Origin of the sequence: Pseudomonas sp. MWU16-30323 (genome assembly GCF_020515595.1) — a bacterium.
Taxonomy (GTDB): domain Bacteria; phylum Pseudomonadota; class Gammaproteobacteria; order Pseudomonadales; family Pseudomonadaceae; genus Aquipseudomonas; species Aquipseudomonas yamanorum.
In genome coordinates this window covers 12,915-37,101 of sequence record NZ_JAIWYM010000010.1, presented here as the reverse complement: position 1 = coordinate 37,101, position 24,187 = coordinate 12,915, and the positions used below count along the sequence as shown (strand labels likewise).

Below are 24,187 nucleotides of genomic sequence, written 5' to 3'. Positions count from 1 at the left end.
CCTTCAAGCCTGGTGCTCGAGTTTCTCCTCATAAGCTAATTCGAAAAGGTTATTTATTTTCGAATTCTTAGATCATTTAGTCTTCACACACGCCGACCTCCGGCCGCCTGATGAGGACTTTCCCCTTGAAACTGCACTTCTCCCTTCGCCTCCTGGCGGCGTTGTCCCTGGCCGGTGCCAGCCTGTTTGCCCAGGCCGCCGACGTGACCATCGCTTACCAGACCACCGTTGACCCGGCGAAAGTCGCCCAGGCCGACGGCGCTTACGAAAAAGCCACCAACGCCAAGATCGACTGGCGCAAATTCGACAACGGTGCCGACATCATCGCCGCCATCGCTTCCGGCGACGTGCAGATCGGCTACCTGGGCTCCAGCCCGCTGACCGCTGCCGTGACCCGCAAGGTCCCGGTGGAAACCTTCCTGATCGCCACCCAGATCGGCGGCGCCGAAGCCCTGGTGGCCCGCAACGGTTCCGGGATCAACAGCCCGCAGGACCTGATCGGCAAGAAAGTCGCCGTGCCGTTCGTTTCCACCGGCCACTACAGCCTGCTGGCCGCGCTGAAGCACTGGAACATCGACCCTTCCAAAGTGACCATCCTCAACCTCGCCCCGCCGGCCATCATCGCCGCCTGGAAGCGCGGTGATATCGACGCGACTTACGTATGGGACCCAGCCCTCGGCGTGGCCAAGGAAAATGGCAAGGTGCTGATCACCTCCGGCGAACTGGCCAAGTTTGGCGCACCGACTTTCGATGCCTGGATCGTGCGTAAGGATTTCGCCGAGAAGCACCCGGAAATCGTCACGGCCTTTGCCAAGGTCACCCTGGATGCCTACGCCGCTTACCGCAAAGACCCACAAGCCTGGCTGGCGGACAAAGGCAACGTCGACAAACTGGTGAAGCTCTCCGGGGCCAAGGCCAGCGACATTCCATTGCTGCTGCAGGGCAACGTCTACCCGCTGGCGGCTGACCAGGTGACCCTGCTTGGCGCACCCACCACCAAGGCCGTTACCGACACCGCCGCGTTCCTCAAGGAACAGGGCAAGGTCGACGCCGTACTGCCGGACTACGCCCCGTACGTCAGCCCGAAGTTCATCACTAACTGATACCAGGAGTTCACCGCGATGGCCTTGCTACAACTGGAGCGCATCAGCGCACAGTACCCAGGCAGCCCGGAGCCCGTACTGGCCGATATTTCCTTGAGCCTTGGCCCCCAGCAATTGCTGGTGGCCCTCGGTCCTTCCGGCAGTGGCAAGACTTCGCTGTTGAACCTGATTGCCGGTTTTGTCGAACCCAGCGCCGGGCGCATCACCCTTGACGGTGTGCCGGTAAAAGGACCAAGCGCCGAACGCGGCGTGGTGTTCCAGGACGACGCCCTGCTGCCCTGGCAGGACGTGCTGGCCAACGTCGGCTTCGGCCTGGAACTGGCAGGCGTACCCAAGGCCCAGCGGGAAGTCCGCGCCCGGGAAATGCTCGCCCTGGTAGACCTCGCCGGTTTCGACAGCCGCCGCATCTGGCAACTCTCCGGTGGCCAGAAGCAACGTGTGGGCCTGGCCCGCGCATTGGCCGCTGACCCGCGCGTACTGCTGATGGACGAACCCTTCGGCGCCCTCGATGCCTTCACCCGCGAACAGATGCAGGAGCTGTTGCTGCAAGTCTGGCGGCGCACAGCCAAGCCGGTGTTCCTGATCACCCATGACATCGAAGAAGCGGTGTTCCTCGCCACGGACCTGATTCTGCTGGCGCCCAACCCCGGGCAGATCGTCGAGCGCCTGAGCCTGGACTTCGGCCAGCGTTATGCCGCCGGTGAGTCGGCACGGGCGATCAAGTCCGACCCGCGCTTTATCGAAACCCGCGAACACGTGCTGGGCAAGGTGTTCTCCCAACGGCAGGTGTCCGCATGAGCAGTTATGAATTACCGGCAACCCGAACCGCGCAAACCCCGGTGGTGCCCGTACGCCGCAGCCTGAGCACCCGCTGGATCAGCGTGCTCACCCTGGTGACCCTGGTTGCCATCTGGTGGGCCGTGACCGCCAGCGGGCTGATCGAGCCACTGTTCCTGCCACCGCCTTCGGCCGTGCTGCAAAAAGGCTGGTTGCTGGCGACCACCGGCTACATGGATTCCACCTTGTGGCAGCACCTGGGCGCGAGCCTCAAGCGCATCGGCCTCGGCCTCGGTTTTGCCGTACTGACCGCCGTGCCGGTAGGGATTGCCATCGGCTCCAATCGCATCGCCCGGGGCATTCTGGACCCGCTCATCGAGTTCTACCGGCCGATTCCGCCACTGGCTTACCTGCCGCTGATCGTGATCTGGTGCGGCATCGGTGAGCTGTCCAAGGTGCTGCTGATCTACCTGGCGATTTTTGCGCCGATCGCCATCGCTACCGCCACCGGCGTGCGCACCGTCGACCCGGCCAAACTGCGCGCTGCGCAGTCGTTGGGCGCGACACGGGCACAGCTGATTCGCTATGTGATCCTGCCGAGCGCCCTGCCCGACATCCTCACCGGCGTGCGGATTGGCCTGGGCGTGGGTTGGTCGACCCTGGTAGCCGCAGAATTGATCGCGGCCACCAGCGGCCTGGGCTTCATGGTGCAGTCCGCCGCGCAATTCCTGGTCACCGACGTGGTGGTGCTGGGGATTCTGGTGATCGCGCTGATCGCCTTCGCCATGGAAATGGGCTTGCGTGCCCTGCAGCGCAAACTGGTGCCGTGGCATGGCCAGGCACACTGAGCAATTTTCGACGAGAATCCCATGAGCAGCCTGACCGTAACACCTCTCAGCACCGCCCTTGGCGCCCAGATCAGTGGCGTCGACATCACCCAACCGCTGAACATCGAACACCGCGACGCCATCGAACAGGCGCTGCTCAAACATTCGGTGCTGTTCTTCCGCAACCAGCCGATCAACCCGCAGCAACAGGCGCGGTTCGCGGCAAATTTCGGCGACCTGCACATTCACCCGATCTACCCCAACGTGCCGGAACAGCCTGAAGTGCTGATCCTCGACACCGCCGTGACCGACGTGCGCGACAACGCCATCTGGCACACCGACGTGACCTTCCTGCCCACGCCGGCCCTCGGTGCAGTACTGAGCGCCAAGCTGCTGCCTGAGTTCGGTGGCGATACGTTGTGGGCCAGCGGGATTGCCGCGTATGAGGCGTTGTCCGAGCCGTTCAAGAAGCTGTTGGACGGTTTGACGGCAACCCATGACTTCACCCGCTCCTTCCCGCTGGAGCGTTATGGCAACACGCCGGAAGATTTGGCGCGCTGGGAAGAAGCCCGGCGCAAGAACCCGCCGCTGTCTCATCCGGTGATTCGTACGCACCCGGTGAGCGGGCGTAAATCGCTGTTCGTCAGCGAGGGGTTCACCAGCAAGATCAACGAACTGGAGCCGACGGAAAGCGAGGCGGTGTTGAAGCTGTTGTTTGCCCACGCGACACGGCCGGAATTCACCATTCGCTGGCGTTGGCAGGAAAATGACGTGGCGTTCTGGGACAACCGCGTGACCCAGCATTACGCGGTGGATGATTACCGGCCGCAACGGCGGGTGATGCACCGGGCGACCATTCTTGGAGATGTGCCGTTCTAGCAGGCACACCACAAATCAAATGTGGGAGCGGGCTTGCCTGCGATAGCGGTAGCTCAGTCAACATATTCATCGACTGACACACCGCCATCGCGGGCAAGCCCGGCTCCCACAGATGACCGGTGTTGATTCAGAAACTGCTTATTCAGCCGTAGATGGTTTCTCCCACAAGTTAATCCCGCCTTCCTGGGCAAACCGATCAATCTCCGCCAGCTCTTGCGCGCTGAAGCTCAGGTTCTGCAACGCCCCGACGTTTTCAATGATCTGCTCCGGCCGGCTCGCGCCGATCAGGGCGCTGGTGACCCGTGGATCACGCAACGTCCACGCCAACGCCATCTGCGCCAGGCTCTGGCCACGGCGCTTGGCAATTTCATTCAGCGCGCGGGCGTGGGCGATGTTGGCCTCGGACAAATGCTTGGCCTGCAACGAACCACCACCCGGGCGGTTCACTCGCGCATCGGCCGGTACGCCGTTGAGGTATTTGTCGGTCAGCAGGCCCTGGGCCAACGGCGTAAAGGCGATCACCCCGGCACCGAGTTCTTCGGTGACGTCCAGCAGGTCTTTTTCCACCCAGCGATTGAGCAGGTTGTAGGCCGGCTGATGGATCAGCAGTGGCACTTTCCACTCTTGGAGCAGCGCGGCAATTTCCCGGGTTTTCACGCCGGAATAGGACGAGATCCCGATGTACAACGCCTTGCCCTGTTGCACGGCAGTGGCCAGTGCGCTGGCGGTTTCTTCCAGCGGGGTGTCGGCATCGAAACGGTGGGAGTAGAAAATATCCACGTAGTCGACGCCCAGGCGTTGCAGGCTCTGGTCGAGGCTGGCCAGCACGTACTTGCGCGAACCGCCGCCCTGGCCGTAAGGGCCTGGCCACATGTCCCAGCCCGCCTTGCTGGAAATGATCAGTTCATCGCGGTAGTGCTTGAAATCTTCCCGCAGCAAACGGCCGAAGTTGATCTCGGCGCTGCCGTACGGGGGGCCGTAGTTGTTGGCCAGGTCGAAGTGGTTGATACCCAGGTCGAACGCGGTGCGCAGCAAGGCGCGTTGGGTGTCGATCGGGGTGCTGTCGCCAAAGTTGTGCCACAGCCCCAGGGACAGTGCCGGCAGCACCAATCCGCTGCGACCTACGCGGCGATAAGGAATAGATTCATAGCGGTTTTCGGCAGCAATGTAAGTCATCGAATCCTCTCTGGTCTTAGAGCAAATAAGGCCTGGGAATAACGATATTCCCAAGCCTTTTAAGCAGCTGAATCGCTTAAGGTGCTCGCTCTTTGTACAGCAATTTCCTACCAGAGTGGAACGACGTAGCTCACATAGAAGCGGTTTTCATCTTGCACGGTGGCGCCAGTAATATCCGGGCTGGCGTGGGCATTTCGCCAGGTCACACCCAGGCCTTTGAGAGTGCCGGTGGGCACTTGGTAAGCCACCGTGACGTTACGCTCCCATTCACTGGTAGTGCCTTGGGTTGTGCGGATGTCATCACCGTGTGCGTAGGACGTGGCGAACGTCAGGCCGTTGAGGCCGAGTTTGCCGAAGTCATATTTGTACTGCGCCAGCCAGGTGCGCTCGCCGGCGTGCTGGAACTTGTTCAGTTGCATGTTGGTGAGTGCCGGGGTGTCGGCGCCCGAGCCCGGGCCCTGGTTGCTGGCACCGCTGTTCAGGCCGGAATCCAGGTACGGGAAGTCGCTGTCGCCGCTGTTTTTCTGGATGCCCAGGCCGACGGTATGGCCGTCCAGGCTGTAGCTTTCCAGCAGGCTGACGGTGGACTGGTTGATGCGCCCCTTGGAGGTGCCATCGCCATAAAGACCGGCGGCGGAATAGTCCTTGTCGCCATCGGCGTTTGCCCCCACACCCAGGCTGCGATACAGGCGCACGTCGGTGTCGATCGCGCCCACGGGCAAGGCGTCATGGCGCTTGGCACCGAGGAAGAACTGCTGGTAGTAATCCTCGAGGTTGGAGTACCACAGGCTGACGGTGGTGTCCGGCAAACCTTTGTAGTCCGCGCCGCCGTAGAGGAAGCGATCACTCTCTTTGGTGCCGCCGGCGGTGATCATGCCTTGGTCGCCGGTTTCGTTGCGGATCTTGGTCTTGAGGATGTCACCGGCGGTGAAGGTGAAGTCGGTCAAGTCCTTGGAAACCAACTGCACGCCCGTGTTGGTCTGCTGGTACAAGCGGCCGTCGGTGTTGGCCAGTACCGGGTTGTTGCCGTAGAGCGTACCGACGCGCAATTCATCCTGGGCGAAACGCATCTTGAAGGTCGGGCTGAGCACGCCGAACTGGTCAGCGGACTTGCCGTTATCCAGCGGGAACATGCTGCCGGGGTAGCGACCCTGGTGATCCTTGTCATTGAGGTCGCCACCGGAATCCAGTTTCAAACCGTAGAACGCCTGCAAGTCCAGGCCAAAGCCCACCGGGCCTTCGGTGTAGCCGGATTTGAAGTTGAACTCAAAACCCTGGCCCCAATCACGGATGCTGTGGGCCTTGTTATTGCTGTTCACCACATCCCGCCCCTGCTGGTTGAGGTAGCGGTTGAGCAAGGTCACGTCGGCGTGGCTGTCATCGATAAAATCGGCGTGGGCGGACAGCATAAAGCTCGCCATGGCGGCACCCACCATGGGGCTCAATAACGTCTTCATTGGTACCGGTCTCCGTCACTGTTCTGAAATGAAAGCGTCAAACGCTTCACACAATTAGGCGATGGCCATGTGACAGTTCGGAGTCAAAACACCCTTTACCCGGATGAAATTAAATTTAAGGAACCCCTCAAGCAGGGGGCTTTACGGGCGTTGGCGAGCGCTTCAGCGTGCCAATGGTGGAGGGGTATGGAAGAGAGACGAGAAGCAAAAAAAAGGCCCTGTTCTAGGTATTGAACAGGGCCTTTTCGTTTAGCGAACCAGGTGCAGGAACTGCATATGCCGTTCGTACTGGTCGAGGATGTCGTTGATGATCTGCTCCTTGGTGTAGCCCACCAGGTCGTAGTCCTGGCTGCCCTCACTCAGGTGCACTTCCGCCCGGTAATAGCGGCGGTTGTTGAGCTGCTTGGAACCCATGCCGCCCCGGGCGAATGACGGCGTGAAATAGCCGCGCATCTGCACCTGGTACACGAACGGGTGCTGCTCGCCATGGCCGATTTCCAGGCTGACGCTGTCGTTGGCCGGGTCAGGCTGGGTAACGACGTTGAGGCCTTTTTCGACAAACACCGCCGTCACTTCTTCGATGGCCGGGCGCACCGTGGTCTCGAGGAAACGGTACACCTCATCCCGTGACGGGAAATGCACCGCCTGGCTCAGGCGCTGGCGCCAACCGCCCGTGCCCTTGCGTGAGCCCGATACCGGGGCAAGGGAATGCATCTGCGCAATCTGCTTCTGCGACTCAAGGTAGAACGCCTTGTGCAGCCCCCACATCATCAGCAGCAAGATCATCGAGAACGGCAGCGAGGTCAGGACCACGGCAGACTTGAGCGAATCGATGCTGCCGGCAAACAGCAGCGCGCTGGTTACCAACGCGGTCATCGCGCCCCAGAACACCCGCAGCCACTTCGGCCCGTCTTCATCGGCGTTGCCGCCTTTGGCCGACAAGGTCGAGAGCACCACGGTGCCGGAGTCAGCCGAGGTGACGAAGAACACGAAGCTGATGAACACCGTGACCGCGATCACCGTCTTGCTCCACGGGTAGGTTTCCAGCAGCAGGTAGAGGCTCATCGACGGATCATCGATGGCCGACTGACCCAGTGCCGTGAGGCCGTGGTTGAGCACCTGGTCGATGGCGCTGTTGCCGAAGATCGACATCCACGCCAGGGTGAAGCCCAGCGGGATCAACAGCACGCCGAACACGAACTCACGGATGGTGCGGCCGCGGGAAATACGCGCGATGAACAGGCCCACGAACGGCGACCATGCGATCCACCAGGCCCAATAGAACACGGTCCAGCCGCCCAGCCAGTCGCTGGGTTTGTCGTAGGCGTAGAGGTCGAAACTCTTGGTCGGCAAGGCGCCGAGGTAGTCGCCGATGTTCTGGATCAGGGTGTTGAGCAAGTGCTGGGTGGGCCCGGCGAACAACACGAACAGCAGCAGCGCGCAGGCCAGCAGCATGTTGATGTCGGACATCACTCGCACGCCCTTGTCGACGCCGGAGACCGCCACCAGGATCGCCGCGCCCATCATCAAGGTGATGAGGCCGACCTGGATCCACTGGGTGTGGGCCACGCCGAACAGGTAATCGAGCCCGGAGTTGAGGTGCAACACGCCAAAGCCCATGTCGGCACCGAGGCCGAACACCGTGGCGATGATGCCAAAGCCGTCCACGGCATAACCGATGGGGCCGTTGATGCGCTTGCCGATCAGCGGGTACAGCGCCGAACGCAACGCCAGCGGCAGGTTGTGCCGATAGGCGAAATACGCCAGGGCCATGCCGACGAAGGCGAACACGCCCCAGCCATGCAGGCCCCAATGCAGAAACAGAATCTGCATGGCCTGGCGCGCCGCGTCACCGTTCAGGGCTTCGCCCTGGGGCGGTTGCACCAGGTGCGTCAGCGGTTCTGAAACGCAGAAGAAAAACAGCGTGATGCTGATCCCGGCGGCGAACAGCATGCCCGCCCAGGACAGGTAACTGAATTCGGGCTCGTCGTGGTCGGCACCGAGTTTGATCTTGCCGTAGCCCGATAACGCGGTGACCACCACGAAGACCAGATACAGGGTCATCGCCAGCATGTAGTACCAGCCGACCGTGTTGGCCGCCCAGTTTTGTGCGGCCAGCAGCCAGGCGCCGGCTTGTTCGGGAATTGCGATGACCGTCAGGCCGAACAGCAAGATGAAGCTCGCGGCGAAGTAAAACACCGGCGGGTTCATGCGGACCAGACCGCTGGAAGGTGTGGACGATGCACTCATGAAGGGCGCACCTCAAGGGTGTGGGATGTGGCTGTGAAAAACGGACTCAGCAAAGGTAAGCCTCCTGTTGTGAGCGGGCAGCGAACCACCGATTTAACTTGAACGAACAGTCAAGTTAAACATGGATAGGGGTTTGAGGACTAATCGCAGGGCCGAGTGGTAGGTTTTTCCTACACTAGCTCAAGGAAAGGTATGACGTATGGGGATGACGAAACGTTCAGCGATGGCTGAGGGAAATACGGCTCGAATTTGGGTAATGCGGCTCGAATTTGAAATGCAGACAACATGTGGGAGCGGGCTTGCTCGCGAATGCGGCGTGTCAGCCAACACTTCTGGAGACTGATACACCGCATTCGCGAGCAAGCCCGCTCCCACATTTGATCTGTGTGATCTTGAGAGAGGGGTGCTACTTCTGCGTCCCATCATCATGCTGCAAATTCGCCTGGGTCAGATTCGCCCCCGCCGGCACGCTCCGCGTCAGCCACACGTTGCCGCCAATGGTCGAACCCTTGCCAATCGTAATCCGCCCCAGAATCGTCGCCCCGGCGTAGATCACCACATCATCCTCGACAATCGGATGCCGCGGATGGCCCTTCTGCAACTGCCCATCTTCATCCGCCGGGAAGCGCTTGGCGCCCAGGGTGACGGCCTGATAAATGCGCACCCGTTCGCCGATGATCGCGGTCTCGCCAATCACCACACCTGTCCCATGGTCGATAAAGAAGCTCGGGCCGATCTGCGCGCCCGGGTGGATATCAATCCCGGTCGCCGAGTGCGCGATTTCCGCACTGATCCGCGCCAGCAACGGCAAGCCCGCCCGATACAGGTGGTGCGCCAGGCGATGGTGAATCACCGCCAGAATCCCCGGGTAGCACAACAGCACTTCATCCACACTGCGCGCCGCCGGGTCGCCGTGATAGGCGGCAAGTACGTCGGTGTCCAGCAGGCTGCGCAAGGCTGGCAATGCCAGGGCGAAATCCTGGATCAGGTGGATGGCGTGGGCGTCTACCTCGCTGTCATCCTGGCCGCCTTGGCGTGCGGCATACCGCAGCTCCAGCCGCGCCTGGGCGAGCAACGCGTTCAGCGCCACATCCAGGGTATGGCCGACGTAGAAGTCTTCACTTTCTTCACGCAGGTCCACCGGCCCCAGACGCATGGGGAACAGCGCACCGCACAACGCCTCGAGAATCTGCGCCACGGCTTCCCGTGAAGGCAGCTCGCGCCCGCCCTGCTCGCCGCTGACCCGGCCATTGCGGGTACGCCACTGGTCCCGGGCGCTGCGCAGCTGGCTGACGATGGTCTGTAATTGCCAATGACTGGAACGCTCACTCACGGTCTTCACTCCTGACGAAATGCCCACCACTTTACGGCAAGGCACCTGAGCGTCCTTAAGAACCAATAGTGCAATGCTAATAACCCGTCGACTTAAGCGATTGGCGGTTGCCGACGCAAAAGTGCCTGCCTATAGTCCCAGCATCTCTGACCACCCGTGCGTAGCCATGATCAAACAACAGCTCGACCGCTTTAACCGTCTGGAACTGCTGGGCGGCGCCACTGCCCTGGAAAAACTCGAGCGGCTGTCGGCCTGGCTGGGGCGTGACGTCTACGTCAAACGCGACGACACCACACCACTGGCGATGGGCGGCAACAAGCTGCGCAAACTCGAATACCTCGCCGCCGATGCCCTGGCCCAAGGTGCCGACACCCTGGTGACCGCTGGCGCGATCCAGTCCAACCATGTACGTCAAACCGCCGCACTGGCCGCCAAGCTGGGCTTGGGCTGCGTCGCCCTGCTGGAAAACCCGACAGGCACCGAAGACCCCAACTACCTGGCCAACGGCAATCGCCTGTTGCTGGAACTGTTCGACGCCAAGGTCGAGCTGGTAGAGAACCTGGACAACGTCGACGACCAGCTCAACGCCCTCGCCGACCGCCTGCGCAGTAACGGCAAGAAGCCGTACCTGGTGCCCATCGGCGGCTCCAACGCCCTCGGCGCCCTGGGTTATGTGCGCGCCGGGCTGGAGCTGGCCGGGCAGATTGAAGCCAGCGGCATCCCGTTCTCCACCGTGGTCCTGGCCTCCGGCAGCGCCGGCACCCACAGCGGGCTGGCACTGGCGCTGGCCGAAGTACTGCCGGACCTGCAAGTGATTGGCGTCACGGTCTCACGCACCGACGAAGCCCAGCGCCCCAAGGTGCAAAGCCTGGCCGAACGCACCGCCGAATTGCTCGGCGTGCCGGTGCCGGACGCGTTCAAGGTGATCCTGTGGGACGAGTACTTCGCGCCCCGTTATGGCGAGCCGAGTGCCGGCACGCTGGCGGCGATCAAGCTGGTGGCGAGCCAGGAAGGCCTGCTGCTGGACCCGGTCTACACGGGCAAAGCCATGGCCGGGCTGCTGGATGGCATTGGCCGGCAGCGCTTTGAAGAGGGGCCGATCATCTTCCTGCACACGGGTGGCGCACCGGCGTTGTTTGCTTATGATTCGAGCTTTTGATATTCCATAAAGAAATATCAATCTGATTTTATATTATTTTCAAGTCTTAAAAACCGGCTTTATAGTCGCGCCGTAGGCGAGCTTGATGGCGATACGCATGACTGGGCAGATCCAAAACACCGAGTTGATGCAATCGCGGGCAAGCCCGGCTCCCACACACCGCGCTTTTAAGGCAGGATACGACTACCGCGTCACCTGCATCGCTCAACATAAAAAACACAGGGGCTCTTCATGACTATTTCCGTATTCCGTCGCACGTTACTGGTTGGTACGTTGGGGCTGGCGCTTGGCGCCGGGTGGCTCGGTCAGGCAGTGGCCGGCGAGCAGTTGGACAACATCAAGAAAGCCGGCGAAATCAAGATTGGCCTGGAAGGCACCTACCCGCCGTTCAGCTTCGTCGACGAAAGCGGCAAGCTCAGCGGTTTCGAGGTGGAGTTGTCTGAAGCGCTGGCCCAGAAACTCGGCGTCAAGGTCAAGCTGCAAGCCACGCCGTGGGACGGCATCCTCGCCGCCCTGGAATCCAAGCGCCTGGACGCGGTCGTCAACCAGGTGACGATCTCCGACGCGCGCAAGGAAAAGTACGATTTCTCCAAGCCGTATACCGTCTCCGGTATCCAGGCGCTGACCCTGGCGAAAAACGTCGACACCATCAAGACCGCCGACGACCTGGCCGGCAAGAAGATCGGTGTGGGCCTGGGCACCAACTACGAACAATGGCTCAAGGAAAACCAACCGAAAGCCATCGTCAAAACCTATAACGATGACCCAACCAAGTTCCAGGACCTGCGCATCGGCCGTGTCGACGCGATTCTGATCGACCGCCTGGCGGCGCTGGAATACGCCAAGAAAGCCAAGGACACCGCCGCTGCCGGTGCTGCTTTCTCCCGTCAGGAAGCCGGTATTGCCCTGCGCAAAGGCGAGCCTGAACTGCTGGCCGCCGTGAACAAGGCCCTCGACGAACTGCGCGCCGACGGTACCTTGAAGAAGCTGTCCGAGAAGTACTTCAACGCTGACGTTACTCAATAATGGAAGCAGGTTTCCAACTCGCGCTGGACTCCGCGCCCTTTCTGCTCAAGGGCGCGTATTTCACGGTAATTCTTAGCCTTGGCGGGATGTTTTTCGGCTTGCTGCTGGGCTTCGGCCTGGCCTTGATGCGCCTGTCGCGCTTCAAGCTGTTGAGCTGGACCGCCCGCGTCTACGTGTCGTTCTTTCGCGGCACGCCCTTGCTGGTACAGCTGTTCCTGATCTACTACGGCTTGCCGCAAGTGGGCATCGAGCTGGATCCGATCCCGGCAGCCATGATCGGCTTCTCGCTGAACATGGCCGCTTATGCCTGTGAAATCCTGCGTGCCGCCATCGGTTCCATCGAGCGCGGCCAGTGGGAAGCTGCGGCCAGTATCGGCATGACCCGTGCGCAGACCCTGCGCCGGGCCATCCTGCCGCAGGCCATGCGCACGGCCTTGCCGCCGCTGGGCAACAGCTTTATTTCCCTGGTCAAGGACACCGCCCTGGCCGCCACCATCCAGGTGCCGGAACTGTTCCGCCAGGCGCAATTGGTCTCGGCCCGTACCTTCGAAATTTTCACCATGTATCTGTCCGCCGCCTTGATCTACTGGATTCTTGCCAGCGTTCTGGCGCACGTGCAAAACCGCCTGGAAGCACGAGTCAACCGGCATGACCTGGAGTCTTGAAGCATGATCGTGGTTGAAAAACTGACCAAACAATTCAAGGGTCAGGTGGTGCTTAACGGGATCGACCTTGAGGTCAAGGAAGGCGAAGTCGTCGCCATCATCGGCCCCAGCGGTTCCGGCAAGACCACCTTCCTGCGCTGCCTGAATTTCCTCGAAGAACCTACCAGTGGCCGGATCAAGGTCGGTGACATCGAGATCGACAGCAGCCGCCCGCTCAATCAACAGCAAGGCCTGGTGCGGCGCCTGCGCCAGCACGTGGGTTTTGTGTTCCAGAACTTCAACCTGTTCCCCCACCGCACCGCCCTGGAGAACGTCATCGAAGGCCCGATCGTGGTCAAGAAGATGCCCCGGGGCGCCGCGGACGCCCTCGGTCGCAAGCTGTTGGCCAGGGTCGGCCTGGCGGGCAAGGAAGACGCCTACCCACGGCGCCTGTCCGGTGGGCAGCAGCAACGGGTAGCGATTGCACGGGCCTTGGCGATGGAGCCGGAGGTGATCCTGTTCGATGAGCCTACCTCGGCCCTGGACCCGGAACTGGTAGGCGAAGTACTGGCGACCATTCGCAGCCTCGCGGAAGAAAACCGCACCATGGTGATCGTGACCCACGAGATGAGTTTTGCCCGGGATGTTGCCAATCGCGTGATCTTCTTCGACAAGGGTGTAATTGTTGAGCAAGGCGATGCAAAGGCGCTGTTTGCCAACCCGAAAGAAGAACGTACCCGGCAGTTTCTCAGCAAGTTCATCAACAACTAACTTGCGCCTATCAAGTGTAAGAAACTTCGCTTTATAGAGTTGCCGAAAGGCAACTCTTTTTTTTGAGTTTTTTGGGAATCGCCCTTTATTCATTGGGTAAAACTCACCTTGAAACACTCACTTCAAGTGCCCCTCCAGTAAGACCCTTCTGAATATTCCATAACCCCCTGTTTGCCCCGCCCAGCCTCTTGACGCCAACTAACCAAGCCTCTTATCTAACGCCCAGAGGATTGGATCCATTCTGGTTTTTTATTAAATCGTTTCTTTCGGACTACGTCGCCTGCCAGCGCCTGATGTCCGGAACGATTGCTGCTGGCTGCACCAAGGAGATTATTTATGAAGCGTATTTCCACCCAGGCGCTGCTCACTGCCCCGACCTTGCCCCAGGCCAATCGAGAAGGCATCAATGCCCTCGCCGCGACAAACCTGCAAGTCGATATCGCGCCTTACTGCGGCATGGACGAGGGCGACCTGATCGAGCTGTTCTGGAACAACTGCTTTGCCGCCTCACGGCGTGTCACTGCCGGCAAAATCGGCATGTCCACCTGCCTGCGGGTACCGGAAAGTTTTGTGCAAAACGGCCCGGCGCGAATTCACTACCGGGTCATGCAAGTCGGACGCGGCCCGGCGCGTTCGGCCACCACCCGGGTGCAGATCAAGACTGATTACCCCGGCGGCCAGCCCTGCGCGCTGAGCATTGACGAAAACCAGAACCTGGCCGCCGTCAGCCTGCCCGCAACCATCCGCCGCCATGGCGTCAACAGCAGCCAGATTCGCCGAGGCGTGCCCCTCACCATCGAGCCGTACCTGAACATGGCGACCGACGACGAAATCACGCTGCGCTGGGGTGACGTACGCCTGGACCTGCCAAAAATCCAGGCCAGCGATGTCGGCAAGGCCGTGCAGGTGTGGGTGCCATCGGCGGTCATCGTCGAAGCCGGGGACGACCATCGCCTCGAAGTCACTTACTGCATTCTCGACCGGGTCGGCAATAATTCACGCTGGGCCCCCGCCCGCACCCTGCGCATCGCCACGTACGCGCCCAAGGCCCCGACCAGCCCCGCCAGGCCTGCGCTGGTCTACCAACCCCGCCGCCCCGGTTCGCCCTGTGAGCCCGGGTGACAGACCTTCTATGCATATTCCTAAAAGTTAGTTTATTAAAAAATTTAACACGCTTAGGGTATATGCACCGGACCACCGGACATTCCTGATTTTTTATCTTTTCAACGGATGTGAGGTAGGTATGGTCAAAATTACCCCGGTGCGTAACGCCAGGGCATTGCGTGCAGCCAAGGAGCGGCGCTGATGTCTAACTTGGCACAAACACCCCCCCAGAGTGATCTGGACGTCGCCCCGCTGTTGTTGCCCGCCAAGGTGCTGCGCAACGACGCCGAGGCCCTCAGCGCGGCTCATGAGCTGGCACAGGCTGCGCGCCTGCAAGCGGCCAAGCGCGATCAGCAACGCAAACTGCCTTGGGCTGAACTCGAACACTTCACCCGCAGCGGCCTGGGCAGTATTTCCATTCCCCGTGAGTACGGCGGCCCGCAAGTGTCCTTCGTGACCCTGGCCGAAGTGTTCGCGATCATCAGCGCGGCCGACCCGGCGCTGGGGCAAATCCCGCAGAACCATTTCGGCATCCTGCACGTGCTGCAAGGTGCGGCCAGCGAGCGCCAGAAAAAGCAGCTGTTCCAGAGCGTGCTGGACGGCTGGCGCATCGGCAACGGCGGCCCGGAACGTGGCACCAAAAACACCCTGGACCTCAAGGCACGCCTCACCGCCGAGGGTGACGGCTACGTCATCAGTGGCCAGAAGTTTTATTCCACCGGCGCGCTGTTCGCCCATTGGGTGGCGGTCAAGGCGTTGAACGATGAAGGCAAAGTCGTCATGGCGTTCGTGCGCCGTGGCACCGAAGGCCTGCGTATCGTCGATGACTGGTCAGGCTTTGGCCAACGCACCACGGCCAGCGGCACGGTACTGCTGGATCAGGTGGCGGTGGACGCCGAACTGGTGGTGGAGACCTGGCGCCTCGGCGAAACCCCGGGTATCCAGGGCGCCGTTTCGCAATTGATCCAGGCGGCCATCGACGCCGGCATCGCCCGTGGTGCTCTCGAAGACACCATCAGCTTTGTACGCGAACGCTCCCGGCCGTGGATCGACGCCAAGGTCGAGCGGGCCAGCGATGACCTGTATGTGATCGCCGATATCGGCAAGCTGAAGATCGAACTGCATGCCGCTGAAGCGCTGCTGCGCAAGGCCGGCCAGGTACTGGATCAAGTCAGTGCCGCGCCGATCACCCCGCAGTCCGCCGCACGCGCCTCGATTGCCGTGGCTGAAGCCAAGGTGCTGACCACCGAGATTGCCTTGCTTGCCAGCGAAAAGCTGTTCGAACTGGCCGGCAGCCGCGCGACCCTCGCCGAATTCAACCTCGACCGCCACTGGCGCAACGCCCGGGTGCACACCCTGCACGACCCGGTGCGCTGGAAGTATCACGCGGTGGGCGCCTATCACCTGAACGGCACTTTGCCGGCCCGGCATTCCTGGATTTAACGACCAGACCTCTGGAGAAACCTATGACTCTTTCTCATCACGTCGCGGTTATTACCAGCGATGAACAAGCCCTCATTGTCGCCAGCGACCTGGCCGAAGACTTCCGCCGCGACAGCGCCTTGCGTGACCGCGAACGCCGCTTGCCCCTGCCTGAACTGGACGTGTTTTCCCGCTCCGGCCTGTGGGGCATCAGCGTGCCCAAGGCGTTCGGCGGTGCCGGCGTTTCCAACGTGACCCTGGCCAAGGTCACGGCACTGATTGCCCAGGCGGATGCGTCCTTGGGGCAGATCCCGCAGAACCACTTTTATGCCCTCGAAGTACTGCGGGTAAATGGCAGCCCGGCGCAGCAAAAACGCCTGTACGCCGAAGTGCTCGCCGGCCAGCGCTTCGGCAATGCCCTGGCCGAATTGGGCACCAAGACCGCCCACGACCGCCTCACGAAAATCACCCGCGACGGTGACGGTTTCCGTATCACCGGTCGCAAGTTCTACTCGACCGGCGCGATCTACGCCCAACGTATTCCTACTTCTGTGGTGGACGAAAACGGCGTGCAGCAACTGGCCTTTGTCACCCGTGACAGCGAGGGCCTGAGCGTGATCGATGACTGGAGCGGCTTCGGCCAGCGCACCACCGGCAGCGGTTCGGTGGTGTTCGATAACGTGTGGGTCGCGGCCCAGGACGTGATCCCGTTCCAGAGCGCCTTCGAACGCCCGACCACTGTCGGCCCGCTGGCGCAGATCCTTCACGCCGCCATCGACACCGGCATCGCCCGCGCAGCCTATGAAGATGCGCTGCACTTCGTGCGCACCAAGACCCGGCCGTGGATCGACGCCACCAGCGACAAGGCCACCGAAGACCCGCTGACCCTGAAAAGCTTCGGCCACCTGAGCATCCGCCTGCACGCCACCGAAGCACTGCTGGAGCGCTCCGGTGAGTTCCTCGACCGCGCCCAGGCCGACAGCAATGCCGACACCGTCGCCGCCGCATCCATCGCGGTCGCCGAAGTGCGCGCCCTCAGCACCGAGATTGCCCTGGCCGCTGGCAGCACCCTGTTCGAACTCGCCGGCAGCCAGGCCACCCTCGCCGAACACGGCCTGGACCGCCACTGGCGCAACGCCCGGGTGCACACCCTGCACGACCCGGTGCGCTGGAAGTACTTTGCTGTGGGCAATTACTACCTCAACGATGAAAACCCGCCACTGCGGGGGACTATCTGATGGCAAAGAAAAAGATCCTGCTCAATGCCTTCAACATGAACTGCATCGGGCACATCAACCATGGCCTGTGGACCCATCCACGGGACAACTCGACCCAGTACAAGACCCTCGAATACTGGACCGAACTGGCACAGCTGCTGGAGCGCGGGCTGTTCGACGGACTGTTCATCGCCGACATCGTCGGCGTGTACGACGTCTACCAGAATTCGGTGGATGTGCCGCTCAAAGAGTCGATCCAGCTGCCGGTCAACGACCCGTTGCTGCTGGTCTCGGCCATGGCGGCGGTGACCAAAAACCTCGGCTTCGGCCTGACCGCCAACCTCACCTATGAACCGCCGTATCTGTTCGCCCGGCGCATGTCGACCCTCGACCACCTGAGCCGTGGCCGGGTGGGCTGGAACATCGTCACCGGCTACCTCGACAGCGCCGCCAAGGCCATGGGCCTGACCGAGCAGGTCGAGCATGACCGGCGCTATGACCAGGCCGACGAATACCTGGAAGTGCTCTACAAACTCTGGGAAGGCAGTTGGGAAAACGACGCGGTGATCAACGATCCGCAAGCGCGGGTGTATGCCCAGCCGGAGAAGGTGCACAAGGTCGAACACAAAGGCGAGTTCTATCAGGTGGAGGGCTATCACCTGTGCGAGCCGTCGCCGCAGCGCACGCCGGTGCTGTTCCAGGCGGGCAGCTCCGACCGGGGCTTGCTGTTCGCCGGGCGCCACGCCGAGTGCGTATTCATCAGCGGGCAGAACAAGGCCTCGACCAAAATCCAGGTGGACAAGGTGCGCGCCAGCGCCGTGGAAGCCGGGCGCAACCCGGAGGACATCAAGGTGTTCATGGGGCTGAACGTGATTGTCGGCGCCACCGAAGAAGCCGCGTGGGCCAAGCACGCCGAGTACCTGAGCTACGCCAGCGCGGAAGCCGGCGTGGCGCATTTCTCGGCGTCTACCGCGATTGATTTTTCCCAATACGAAATCGATGAGCCGATCCAGTACGTGAAGAGCAACGCCATCCAGTCCGCAACCAAGAACCTGCAAAACAACGACTGGACCCGGCGCAAATTACTGGAACAACACGCCCTCGGCGGCCGCTACATCACCCTGGTGGGCTCGCCGGCACAGGTGGCGGATGAACTTGAATCATGGATCAGCGAAACCGGCCTGGACGGCTTCAACCTGACGCGCATCGTCACCCCGGAAAGCTACGTCGACTTTATCGAACTGGTGGTGCCGGAACTGCAGCGCCGGGGCTCGTACAAGACCGCGTATGACACCGGGACGTTGCGGGAAAAAGTGTTCCACCGCTCCGCGCACCTGCCCGAACAACACACCGGTTCCACCTACCGACACTGAACCAAAAGGTGGGAGCTGGCTTGCCTGCGATTGCGGAGTGTCAGTTGAAGAAATGTCGCTGACCCACCGCTATCGCAGGCAAGCCAGCTCCCACAGTTGACCGAGTTGTTTGCACTCACACCTTATGACTGGAAATCCACGATGAAAAAAACATTGCTCAGCCACCCAGTCAAAGCACTGGCCCTCGCCCTCGGGCTCTTCAGCTCGGCGGTATTCGCCGCTGACGCTCCCTTGAAAGTCGGCACCACCGCCGCCTTCGCCATTCCCCTGGAAGCCGCTGTCGAAGAGGCCGGCAAACAGGGTTTGAAAGTCGAACTGGTGGAGTTCACCGACTGGATTGCACCCAACGTCAGCCTGGCAGCGGGCGATATCGACGTGAACTACTTCCAGCACATCCCGTTCCTGGAAAACGCCAAGGCCGCCGCCGGGTTTGACCTGGTGCCGTTCGCCCCGGGGATCATCAACAACGTTGGCCTGTATTCGAAGAAGTACAAGAACTTCAACGACCTGCCTCAAGGCGCAACGGTCGCGATTGCCAACGATCCGATCAACAGCGGTCGCGGCCTGCAATTGCTGGCCAAGGCGGGCTTGATCACCCTCAAGCCAGGCGTGGGCTACAAGGCCACCGAAGAAGACATCGTCACCAACCCGAAGAAGATCAAGATCCTGCAAGTGGAAGCCGTGCAACTGGTGCGCGCCTATGACGACGCCGACCTGGTGCAGGGCTACCCGGCGTATATCCGCCTGTCCAAGACCTTCGATCCTGAGTCGGCCTTGCTGTTCGACGGCATCGACCACAAGGAATACGTAATCCAGTTCGTGATCCAGCCGAAAAGCAAAACCGACCCGCGCCTGATCAAGTTCATCGACATCTACCAGCACTCGCCGGTGGTACGCGCCGCCCTGGATAAATCCCTTGGCAAGCTCTACCAAGTCGGCTGGGAAGGCTGAATATGAGCGCCGCTACAGCACAACGACGCGAGACGCAACCACCGCACCTGGACGCGCAGCAGACCGAGCTGCATCCGGCGCTGAACCATGCCCACGTGCGATTCATCAACCTCGGCAAGACCTATGACGGTCAATCAGTGCCTGCGTTGCAAGGCATCGACCTGGCAATCCAGCGCGGTGAAGTCTTCGGCATCATCGGCCGCAGCGGCGCCGGCAAGTCGTCGCTGATCCGCACCATTAACCGCCTGGAACAACCGAGCAGCGGCCGGGTGCTGATTGATCAGGTAGACATCGGCGATTTCGACGAAGACCGCCTGGTCGCCCTGCGTCGACGCATCGGCATGATCTTCCAGCACTTCAACCTGATGTCGGCCAAGACCGTGTGGCAGAACGTCGAATTGCCGCTGAAAGTCGCGGGCGTGCCCAAAGAGCAGCGCGAGAAGAAGGTGCGCGAGCTGCTGGAATTGGTGGGTTTGCAGGACAAGCACAAGGCCTATCCGGCGCAGCTGTCCGGCGGGCAGAAACAGCGGGTGGGCATTGCCCGTTCGCTGGTGCATGACCCACAGATTCTGTTGTGCGATGAAGCCACTTCGGCGCTCGACCCGGAGACCACCCAATCCATCCTCGGCCTGCTGCGGGAGATCAACAAGCGCCTGGGCCTGACCATCGTGTTGATCACCCACGAAATGGCCGTGATTCGCGAAATCTGCGACCGCGTCGTGGTGCTGGAACACGGCCACGTGGTGGAGCAAGGCCCGGTGTGGGAAGTGTTTGGCAACCCGCAACATGACGTCAGCAAAACCCTGCTGGCCCCGCTGCAACATGGCCTGCCGGAAGAGTTGCAAAGCCGCTTGCAGGCCACTCCGGCATCCAGGGACGCTGCCGTGGTGCTGCGCTTGCAACTGACCGGGAGTGCCGAAGACGAGCCCGACCTGGCCGCGCTGTTCAGCGCCCTCGGCGGGCGTGTGCGTTTGCTGCAAGGCGGCGTGGAGCGCATCCAGGGGCATGCCTTGGGGCAATTGCTGCTGGCGGTGAGCGGCTCGGCCCTGACCGCCGAAGAACTGCGCACCCGCGCCGGGCGCTGGGCACAACAGGTGGAGGTGCTGGGCTATGTGGTTTGATCGTTTATTGCAGGGCGCCATCGACACGCTGTTGATGGTGGGTGTGTCGTCGTTGATTGCGCTGCTGGTGGGGATTCCGCTGGCGGTGTTCCTGGTGACCAGCGACAAAGGCGGCATCTATCAAGCGCCCGCCTTGAACCGGGTGCTGGGGGCGTTCGTTAACCTGTTCCGCTCGATTCCGTTCCTGATTCTGATGGTGGCGCTGATCCCGTTCACCCGGCTGATCGTCGGCACCACCTATGGCGTGTGGGCCGCGATAGTGCCGTTGACCATCGCCGCCACGCCGTTCTTTGCGCGGATCGCCGAGGTCAGCCTGCGCGAGGTCGATCACGGCTTGATCGAGGCCGCACAGGCCATGGGCTGCCGACGCTGGCATATCGTCTGGCACGTGCTGCTGCCGGAGGCGCTGCCGGGGATTGTCGGCGGGTTCACGATTACCCTGGTGACGATGATCAACTCCTCGGCCATGGCCGGGGCAATTGGTGCCGGCGGGCTGGGGGATATTGCCTACCGCTATGGCTATCAGCGCTTTGATACCCAGATCATGCTCACGGTGATTGTGCTCCTGGTGATTCTGGTGGCGGTGATTCAGTTGGGCGGCGATCGGTTGGCCAGGGTTCTGAACAAGAGGTGAGGTATAGTCGGGCCCTCTCAGCGCCCGGTATTGCCCGCCATGAAACTCGCCCCCGACGACCTCGACCAGATCACCTCCACCACCCTCGGCCACTACAACAAAGTGGCCGAGGATTTCCGTGAAGGCACCCGCGATCACGATGTGAGCCAGAACATTGATGCGCTGCTGCGGCATATCCAGGGCGACGCGCCGTTTACCGTACTGGATTTTGGCTGCGGGCCGGGGCGGGATTTGCAGACGTTTACCCGCATGGGCCATATCGCGGTGGGGCTCGATGGTTCGGAGCGCTTTGCACAGATGGCCCGGGAAGACAGCGGTTGTGAAGTGCTGCAGCAGGACTTCCTGAAGCTGGATTTGCCCGCCGCGCGTTTCGACGGGATCTTCGCCAACGCGGTGCTGTTTCATATTCCCAAGCAGGAGTTGCCGCGCATTCTCGGGCAGTTGCATGGGGCGCTGAAGGTCGGTGGTGTGTTGTTCAGCTCAAACCCTCGGGGTGAAAACCAGGAGGGTTGGAACGGGCCGCGGTATGGCTCATATCACGACTTGCGAGCCTGGCAGGAGCTGTTGACGGCGGCGGGGTTTGTGGAGTTGGAGCATTACTACCGGCCCGCTGGGTTGCCTCGGGAACAGCAGCCGTGGCTGGCGAGTGTGTGGAAGAAGGTTTAGAGCTGCATTGCCTGAACCAGCCTCATCGCAGGCAAGCCAGCTCCCACCGTTGATCGGTGCAAGCCCTGACAACCCGGTCAAATGTGGGAGCTGGCTTGCCTGCGATGGACTCACAGCCACCTCTAATCTACCTGATACACCACAGCCTGGGCGCCAGGCACAAAAGCCGTAATACGCCCCTCAGCAAAATCCGCCACCAACCGCGTCCCATCGGCAAAGGTGGTCTGCTGCACCTGTTTATCTGCCGTCAGCCAGCGAAAATCGGTCATCGCCTGAGTCGCCAACCGCTCATGCAACGGACGGAAGAACGCGTCCTGGCGCTGAATCAACGGCAAGCGCTGCTTCACCGTCGCCGCACTCAGGTGATACAGCGGCGGCACGTTGTAGAGCAGTTGCGTCAGCTCGTTCTCGGCTCGCACGTTGCTCAGTTTCAGGCTGTCGAACAGCCAATGATGGGTGGTGATCACCGAGCCGTGGAACACCGCCTGATACAGCGGCAGGCGCATCGTCGGGTCAAAGTAGACCGTGCGAAACGGCTCCTTCAACGGTACGGATTTAAAGAACACTGCCGGCTGCTCCGGCGGGTACCAGGCCCCGACGTAATGGGGCGACTGCTTGTCCTGGGTCATCTCCCTATCACCCCAGCCCAGCACCGGCGTTTGCATGCCGTGGGCAAACAGGATGCCTTGGGCGGTGATCGCGTTGCCGTCCTCGGAACCTGTCGGCAACTTGAGCGCGGTATTGATCCAGCGGGCTGCGTCGATATTGCCTTCGGCGTTTTGTGCCTGGGTCATGCTCGCGCCCGTGCGGTAGCTGTCGAACAGCATGCTGGTGGCATAGGCGTCGAGGAACCAGGCGTTGAACCCGGACTTGGCCTGCACCGCCTTGATCCGCGCCTCCAGCAATGGGCGCACGCAGCGCGGGTCGGTGTAGTGGCCGGACTTTTGGAAGCCGGTCTTCAACTGGCCGCCCTTCAACACGATCGCGCACTCGCCGTAGGCCTTGCTGCCCAGGTGCGCGGTGATCCAGTCGGGGTTTTCAGTGGCAGACAGTGCCGTTTCATAAGAGTCGTAGGGCGCCATCAAGTAACCGGCGTCGACCCCGGCCTTCACTGCTTCAGGATGCCAGAGCCCACCTTCCCAGCCTTCGCCCTGGGTCACCAAGAGGCGTTTGAAGCCCGCGCCTTTCAATGCATTGGTGACCGACAAGGTGTTGCCCCAGGTCTCGGGCGTTGTGCTCAAGGCACCGGCAAAGGCCACGGCCAATTCGCGGCGCAGCGCGCCATAGCCGCCAGCGAGTTGGGTCATGTCCGGCTCGGTGGAGGGCTGCCAGCCCTGCCGGGCTTTTTTGTTGATCGCCGCGTTCAGGCCGCGCAGCAGGACAGCCTGCTCATACGGTTGCTTGACCTGTCGAACCTGCGCAGCCTCTTTGTCCAGCAAACCATTCAACTCCGCCGCCAAGCCTTTGCCGCTGCGCAGCAGTTTGAGCAACTGCGGCCAATCACGCACATCACCCAGGCTCAGCAGGTCATTGCCCCACAGGTAGATATGGCTGGCGCCCAGCAGCTTTTCCGCTTCCGGGGTTTGCCGCAACTTGTCTGCCAACGGTTCAAAAAGCCCCTGCTCCACCAGCCATTGGTGATAACGCTTGGCGCCGGCCAGCGGGTCGCTTTCGCCCAGGTGCAACAGCACGGTCATCGGCGCGGCGGGGTCCAGCGTGGTGAATTCATGGAAGGCGGACATCGCCAGCCCTTTACCGTCGGCCTGCCAGTGCAAACGGTTGTTGTAAGGATTGGTCATCAGCCAGTTGAGGGTGAACGCGCCGTGGTCCACGCCCCACAGCGGCAAACTGAGGTCCTGGGTGGTGTTGACGTCGCCCTGCTCCAGCAGGAAGTCCTTCCATACCGCATTGCCCGCCGGCACATAATGCCCTTCGGCCAGGGGCCAGATCAGGCCCTTGCCCATGGCGCTGGCGGGTTGGCGCAGGATCGCCAACTCACCGGCATCACGGGCGGTGATCGTCAGGGCAAGATCCCGTTGATCGAGGGTGGCGCTCAGTCGATAAGCGCCCTCATCCCATTGCCAACTGGCCTGGCTGGCGCTTTGGGAGAGCTGGTTGACCCGGTGCGCAGGGACGCCGCTTGAAGCCTGCACGGCGGTTTTTTCGCTGGGGATAACGTGGATCGCGAGGGTCGCCGGGTCGAGCTCAACGCGCCACAGGGCGTTCTCCAACACCGTGCCGGCAAGGGCCACGGGCGACAGCAACAAGGTACAAACCAGCAGGAAACAACGCATGGG

21 protein-coding genes are annotated in these 24,187 nt (G+C 61.5%); 16 read left to right on the top strand and 5 right to left on the bottom strand.

Annotated elements, in window-relative coordinates:
- The first annotated feature begins 125 nt into the window (after positions 1 to 125).
- From tauA to tauD, 4 genes are read left to right on the top strand one after another with little or no spacing between them, the layout of a single operon-like run.
- Positions 126 to 1,103, top strand: coding sequence for a taurine ABC transporter substrate-binding protein (tauA, locus tag LIY45_RS14075; protein WP_226476687.1), 978 nt, complete (start codon positions 126 to 128; stop codon positions 1,101 to 1,103).
- Between the two features lie 18 nt (positions 1,104 to 1,121).
- Entirely contained in the window at positions 1,122 to 1,901 is a 780-nt protein-coding gene (tauB, locus tag LIY45_RS14070) for a taurine ABC transporter ATP-binding subunit (RefSeq protein WP_017478105.1), read from the top strand.
- Positions 1,898 to 2,728 carry a taurine ABC transporter permease TauC gene (gene tauC / locus LIY45_RS14065; RefSeq protein ID WP_226476686.1) on the top strand — a complete coding sequence of 277 codons (831 nt, stop codon included), beginning with the start codon at positions 1,898 to 1,900 and terminating at the stop codon, positions 2,726 to 2,728. Before tauB ends, tauC begins: the two co-directional genes overlap by 4 nt.
- Before the next feature lie 21 nt (positions 2,729 to 2,749).
- The gene (gene tauD, locus LIY45_RS14060) at positions 2,750 to 3,586 is read left to right on the top strand and encodes a taurine dioxygenase (protein WP_226476685.1); all 837 of its coding nucleotides are present in this window, start codon (positions 2,750 to 2,752) and stop codon (positions 3,584 to 3,586) included.
- Positions 3,587 to 3,724: 138 nt separating this feature from the next.
- On the opposite strand, the gene mgrA is transcribed toward tauD, so the two are convergent.
- The 4 genes from mgrA to epsC all read right to left on the bottom strand — a co-directional run bounded on the left by mgrA (position 3,725) and on the right by epsC (position 9,802).
- Positions 3,725 to 4,762: an L-glyceraldehyde 3-phosphate reductase gene (gene mgrA, locus LIY45_RS14055; RefSeq protein ID WP_003211877.1), complete on the bottom strand. Its 1,038-nt coding sequence runs from the start codon at positions 4,760 to 4,762 to the stop codon at positions 3,725 to 3,727.
- A 107-nt stretch (positions 4,763 to 4,869) separates the two neighbouring features.
- A complete protein-coding gene (locus LIY45_RS14050; protein WP_226476767.1) occupies positions 4,870 to 6,198 on the bottom strand; it encodes an OprD family outer membrane porin in 1,329 nt (442 codons plus the stop codon).
- 270 nt (positions 6,199 to 6,468) lie between these two features.
- Entirely contained in the window at positions 6,469 to 8,430 is a 1,962-nt protein-coding gene (gene betT / locus LIY45_RS14045; protein ID WP_003211865.1) for a choline transporter BetT, read from the bottom strand.
- A gap of 445 nt (positions 8,431 to 8,875) precedes the next feature.
- Complete coding sequence (gene epsC, locus LIY45_RS14040) at positions 8,876 to 9,802, bottom strand: serine O-acetyltransferase EpsC (protein ID WP_010168915.1); 927 nt, start codon at positions 9,800 to 9,802, stop codon at positions 8,876 to 8,878.
- Positions 9,803 to 9,968: 166 nt separating this feature from the next.
- Here epsC and LIY45_RS14035 point away from each other — a divergent pair, with 166 nt between their 5' ends.
- The 12 genes from LIY45_RS14035 to LIY45_RS13980 all read left to right on the top strand — a co-directional run bounded on the left by LIY45_RS14035 (position 9,969) and on the right by LIY45_RS13980 (position 21,890).
- The gene (locus tag LIY45_RS14035; RefSeq protein WP_226476684.1) at positions 9,969 to 10,961 is read left to right on the top strand and encodes a D-cysteine desulfhydrase; all 993 of its coding nucleotides are present in this window, start codon (positions 9,969 to 9,971) and stop codon (positions 10,959 to 10,961) included.
- 231 nt (positions 10,962 to 11,192) lie between these two features.
- Positions 11,193 to 11,987 carry a cystine ABC transporter substrate-binding protein gene (gene tcyJ, locus LIY45_RS14030; RefSeq protein ID WP_017478100.1) on the top strand — a complete coding sequence of 265 codons (795 nt, stop codon included), beginning with the start codon at positions 11,193 to 11,195 and terminating at the stop codon, positions 11,985 to 11,987.
- Positions 11,987 to 12,652 (top strand): cystine ABC transporter permease, encoded by a 666-nt coding sequence (tcyL, locus tag LIY45_RS14025; protein ID WP_003211857.1) that lies wholly within the window; start codon positions 11,987 to 11,989, stop codon positions 12,650 to 12,652. Before tcyJ ends, tcyL begins: the two co-directional genes overlap by 1 nt.
- A 3-nt stretch (positions 12,653 to 12,655) precedes the next feature.
- Positions 12,656 to 13,402: an L-cystine ABC transporter ATP-binding protein TcyN gene (gene tcyN / locus LIY45_RS14020; RefSeq protein WP_093202912.1), complete on the top strand. Its 747-nt coding sequence runs from the start codon at positions 12,656 to 12,658 to the stop codon at positions 13,400 to 13,402.
- A 336-nt stretch (positions 13,403 to 13,738) separates the two neighbouring features.
- On the top strand, positions 13,739 to 14,524 hold the full coding sequence (locus LIY45_RS14015) for a hypothetical protein (RefSeq protein WP_226476683.1): 786 nt from the start codon (positions 13,739 to 13,741) through the stop codon (positions 14,522 to 14,524).
- Between the two features lie 183 nt (positions 14,525 to 14,707).
- Positions 14,708 to 15,949, top strand: a complete 1,242-nt coding sequence (locus LIY45_RS14010) for an SfnB family sulfur acquisition oxidoreductase (RefSeq protein ID WP_226476682.1) — start codon at positions 14,708 to 14,710, stop codon at positions 15,947 to 15,949.
- A 23-nt stretch (positions 15,950 to 15,972) separates the two neighbouring features.
- On the top strand, positions 15,973 to 17,166 hold the full coding sequence (locus tag LIY45_RS14005; protein WP_226476681.1) for an SfnB family sulfur acquisition oxidoreductase: 1,194 nt from the start codon (positions 15,973 to 15,975) through the stop codon (positions 17,164 to 17,166).
- Entirely contained in the window at positions 17,166 to 18,518 is a 1,353-nt protein-coding gene (locus LIY45_RS14000) for an LLM class flavin-dependent oxidoreductase (protein WP_226476680.1), read from the top strand. Before LIY45_RS14005 ends, LIY45_RS14000 begins: the two co-directional genes overlap by 1 nt.
- 141 nt (positions 18,519 to 18,659) lie before the next feature.
- A complete protein-coding gene (locus LIY45_RS13995) occupies positions 18,660 to 19,469 on the top strand; it encodes a MetQ/NlpA family ABC transporter substrate-binding protein (RefSeq protein ID WP_167663040.1) in 810 nt (269 codons plus the stop codon).
- 2 nt (positions 19,470 to 19,471) lie between these two features.
- The gene (locus LIY45_RS13990) at positions 19,472 to 20,590 is read left to right on the top strand and encodes an ATP-binding cassette domain-containing protein (protein ID WP_017478093.1); all 1,119 of its coding nucleotides are present in this window, start codon (positions 19,472 to 19,474) and stop codon (positions 20,588 to 20,590) included.
- A complete protein-coding gene (locus tag LIY45_RS13985) occupies positions 20,580 to 21,224 on the top strand; it encodes a methionine ABC transporter permease (protein ID WP_226476679.1) in 645 nt (214 codons plus the stop codon). Before LIY45_RS13990 ends, LIY45_RS13985 begins: the two co-directional genes overlap by 11 nt.
- 39 nt (positions 21,225 to 21,263) lie before the next feature.
- The gene (locus LIY45_RS13980) at positions 21,264 to 21,890 is read left to right on the top strand and encodes a class I SAM-dependent methyltransferase (protein ID WP_226476678.1); all 627 of its coding nucleotides are present in this window, start codon (positions 21,264 to 21,266) and stop codon (positions 21,888 to 21,890) included.
- A gap of 122 nt (positions 21,891 to 22,012) precedes the next feature.
- Here LIY45_RS13980 and LIY45_RS13975 read toward each other — a convergent pair whose 3' ends face one another.
- A complete protein-coding gene (locus LIY45_RS13975) occupies positions 22,013 to 24,184 on the bottom strand; it encodes a glycoside hydrolase (RefSeq protein ID WP_226476677.1) in 2,172 nt (723 codons plus the stop codon).
- Between the last annotated feature and the right edge of the window lie 3 nt (positions 24,185 to 24,187).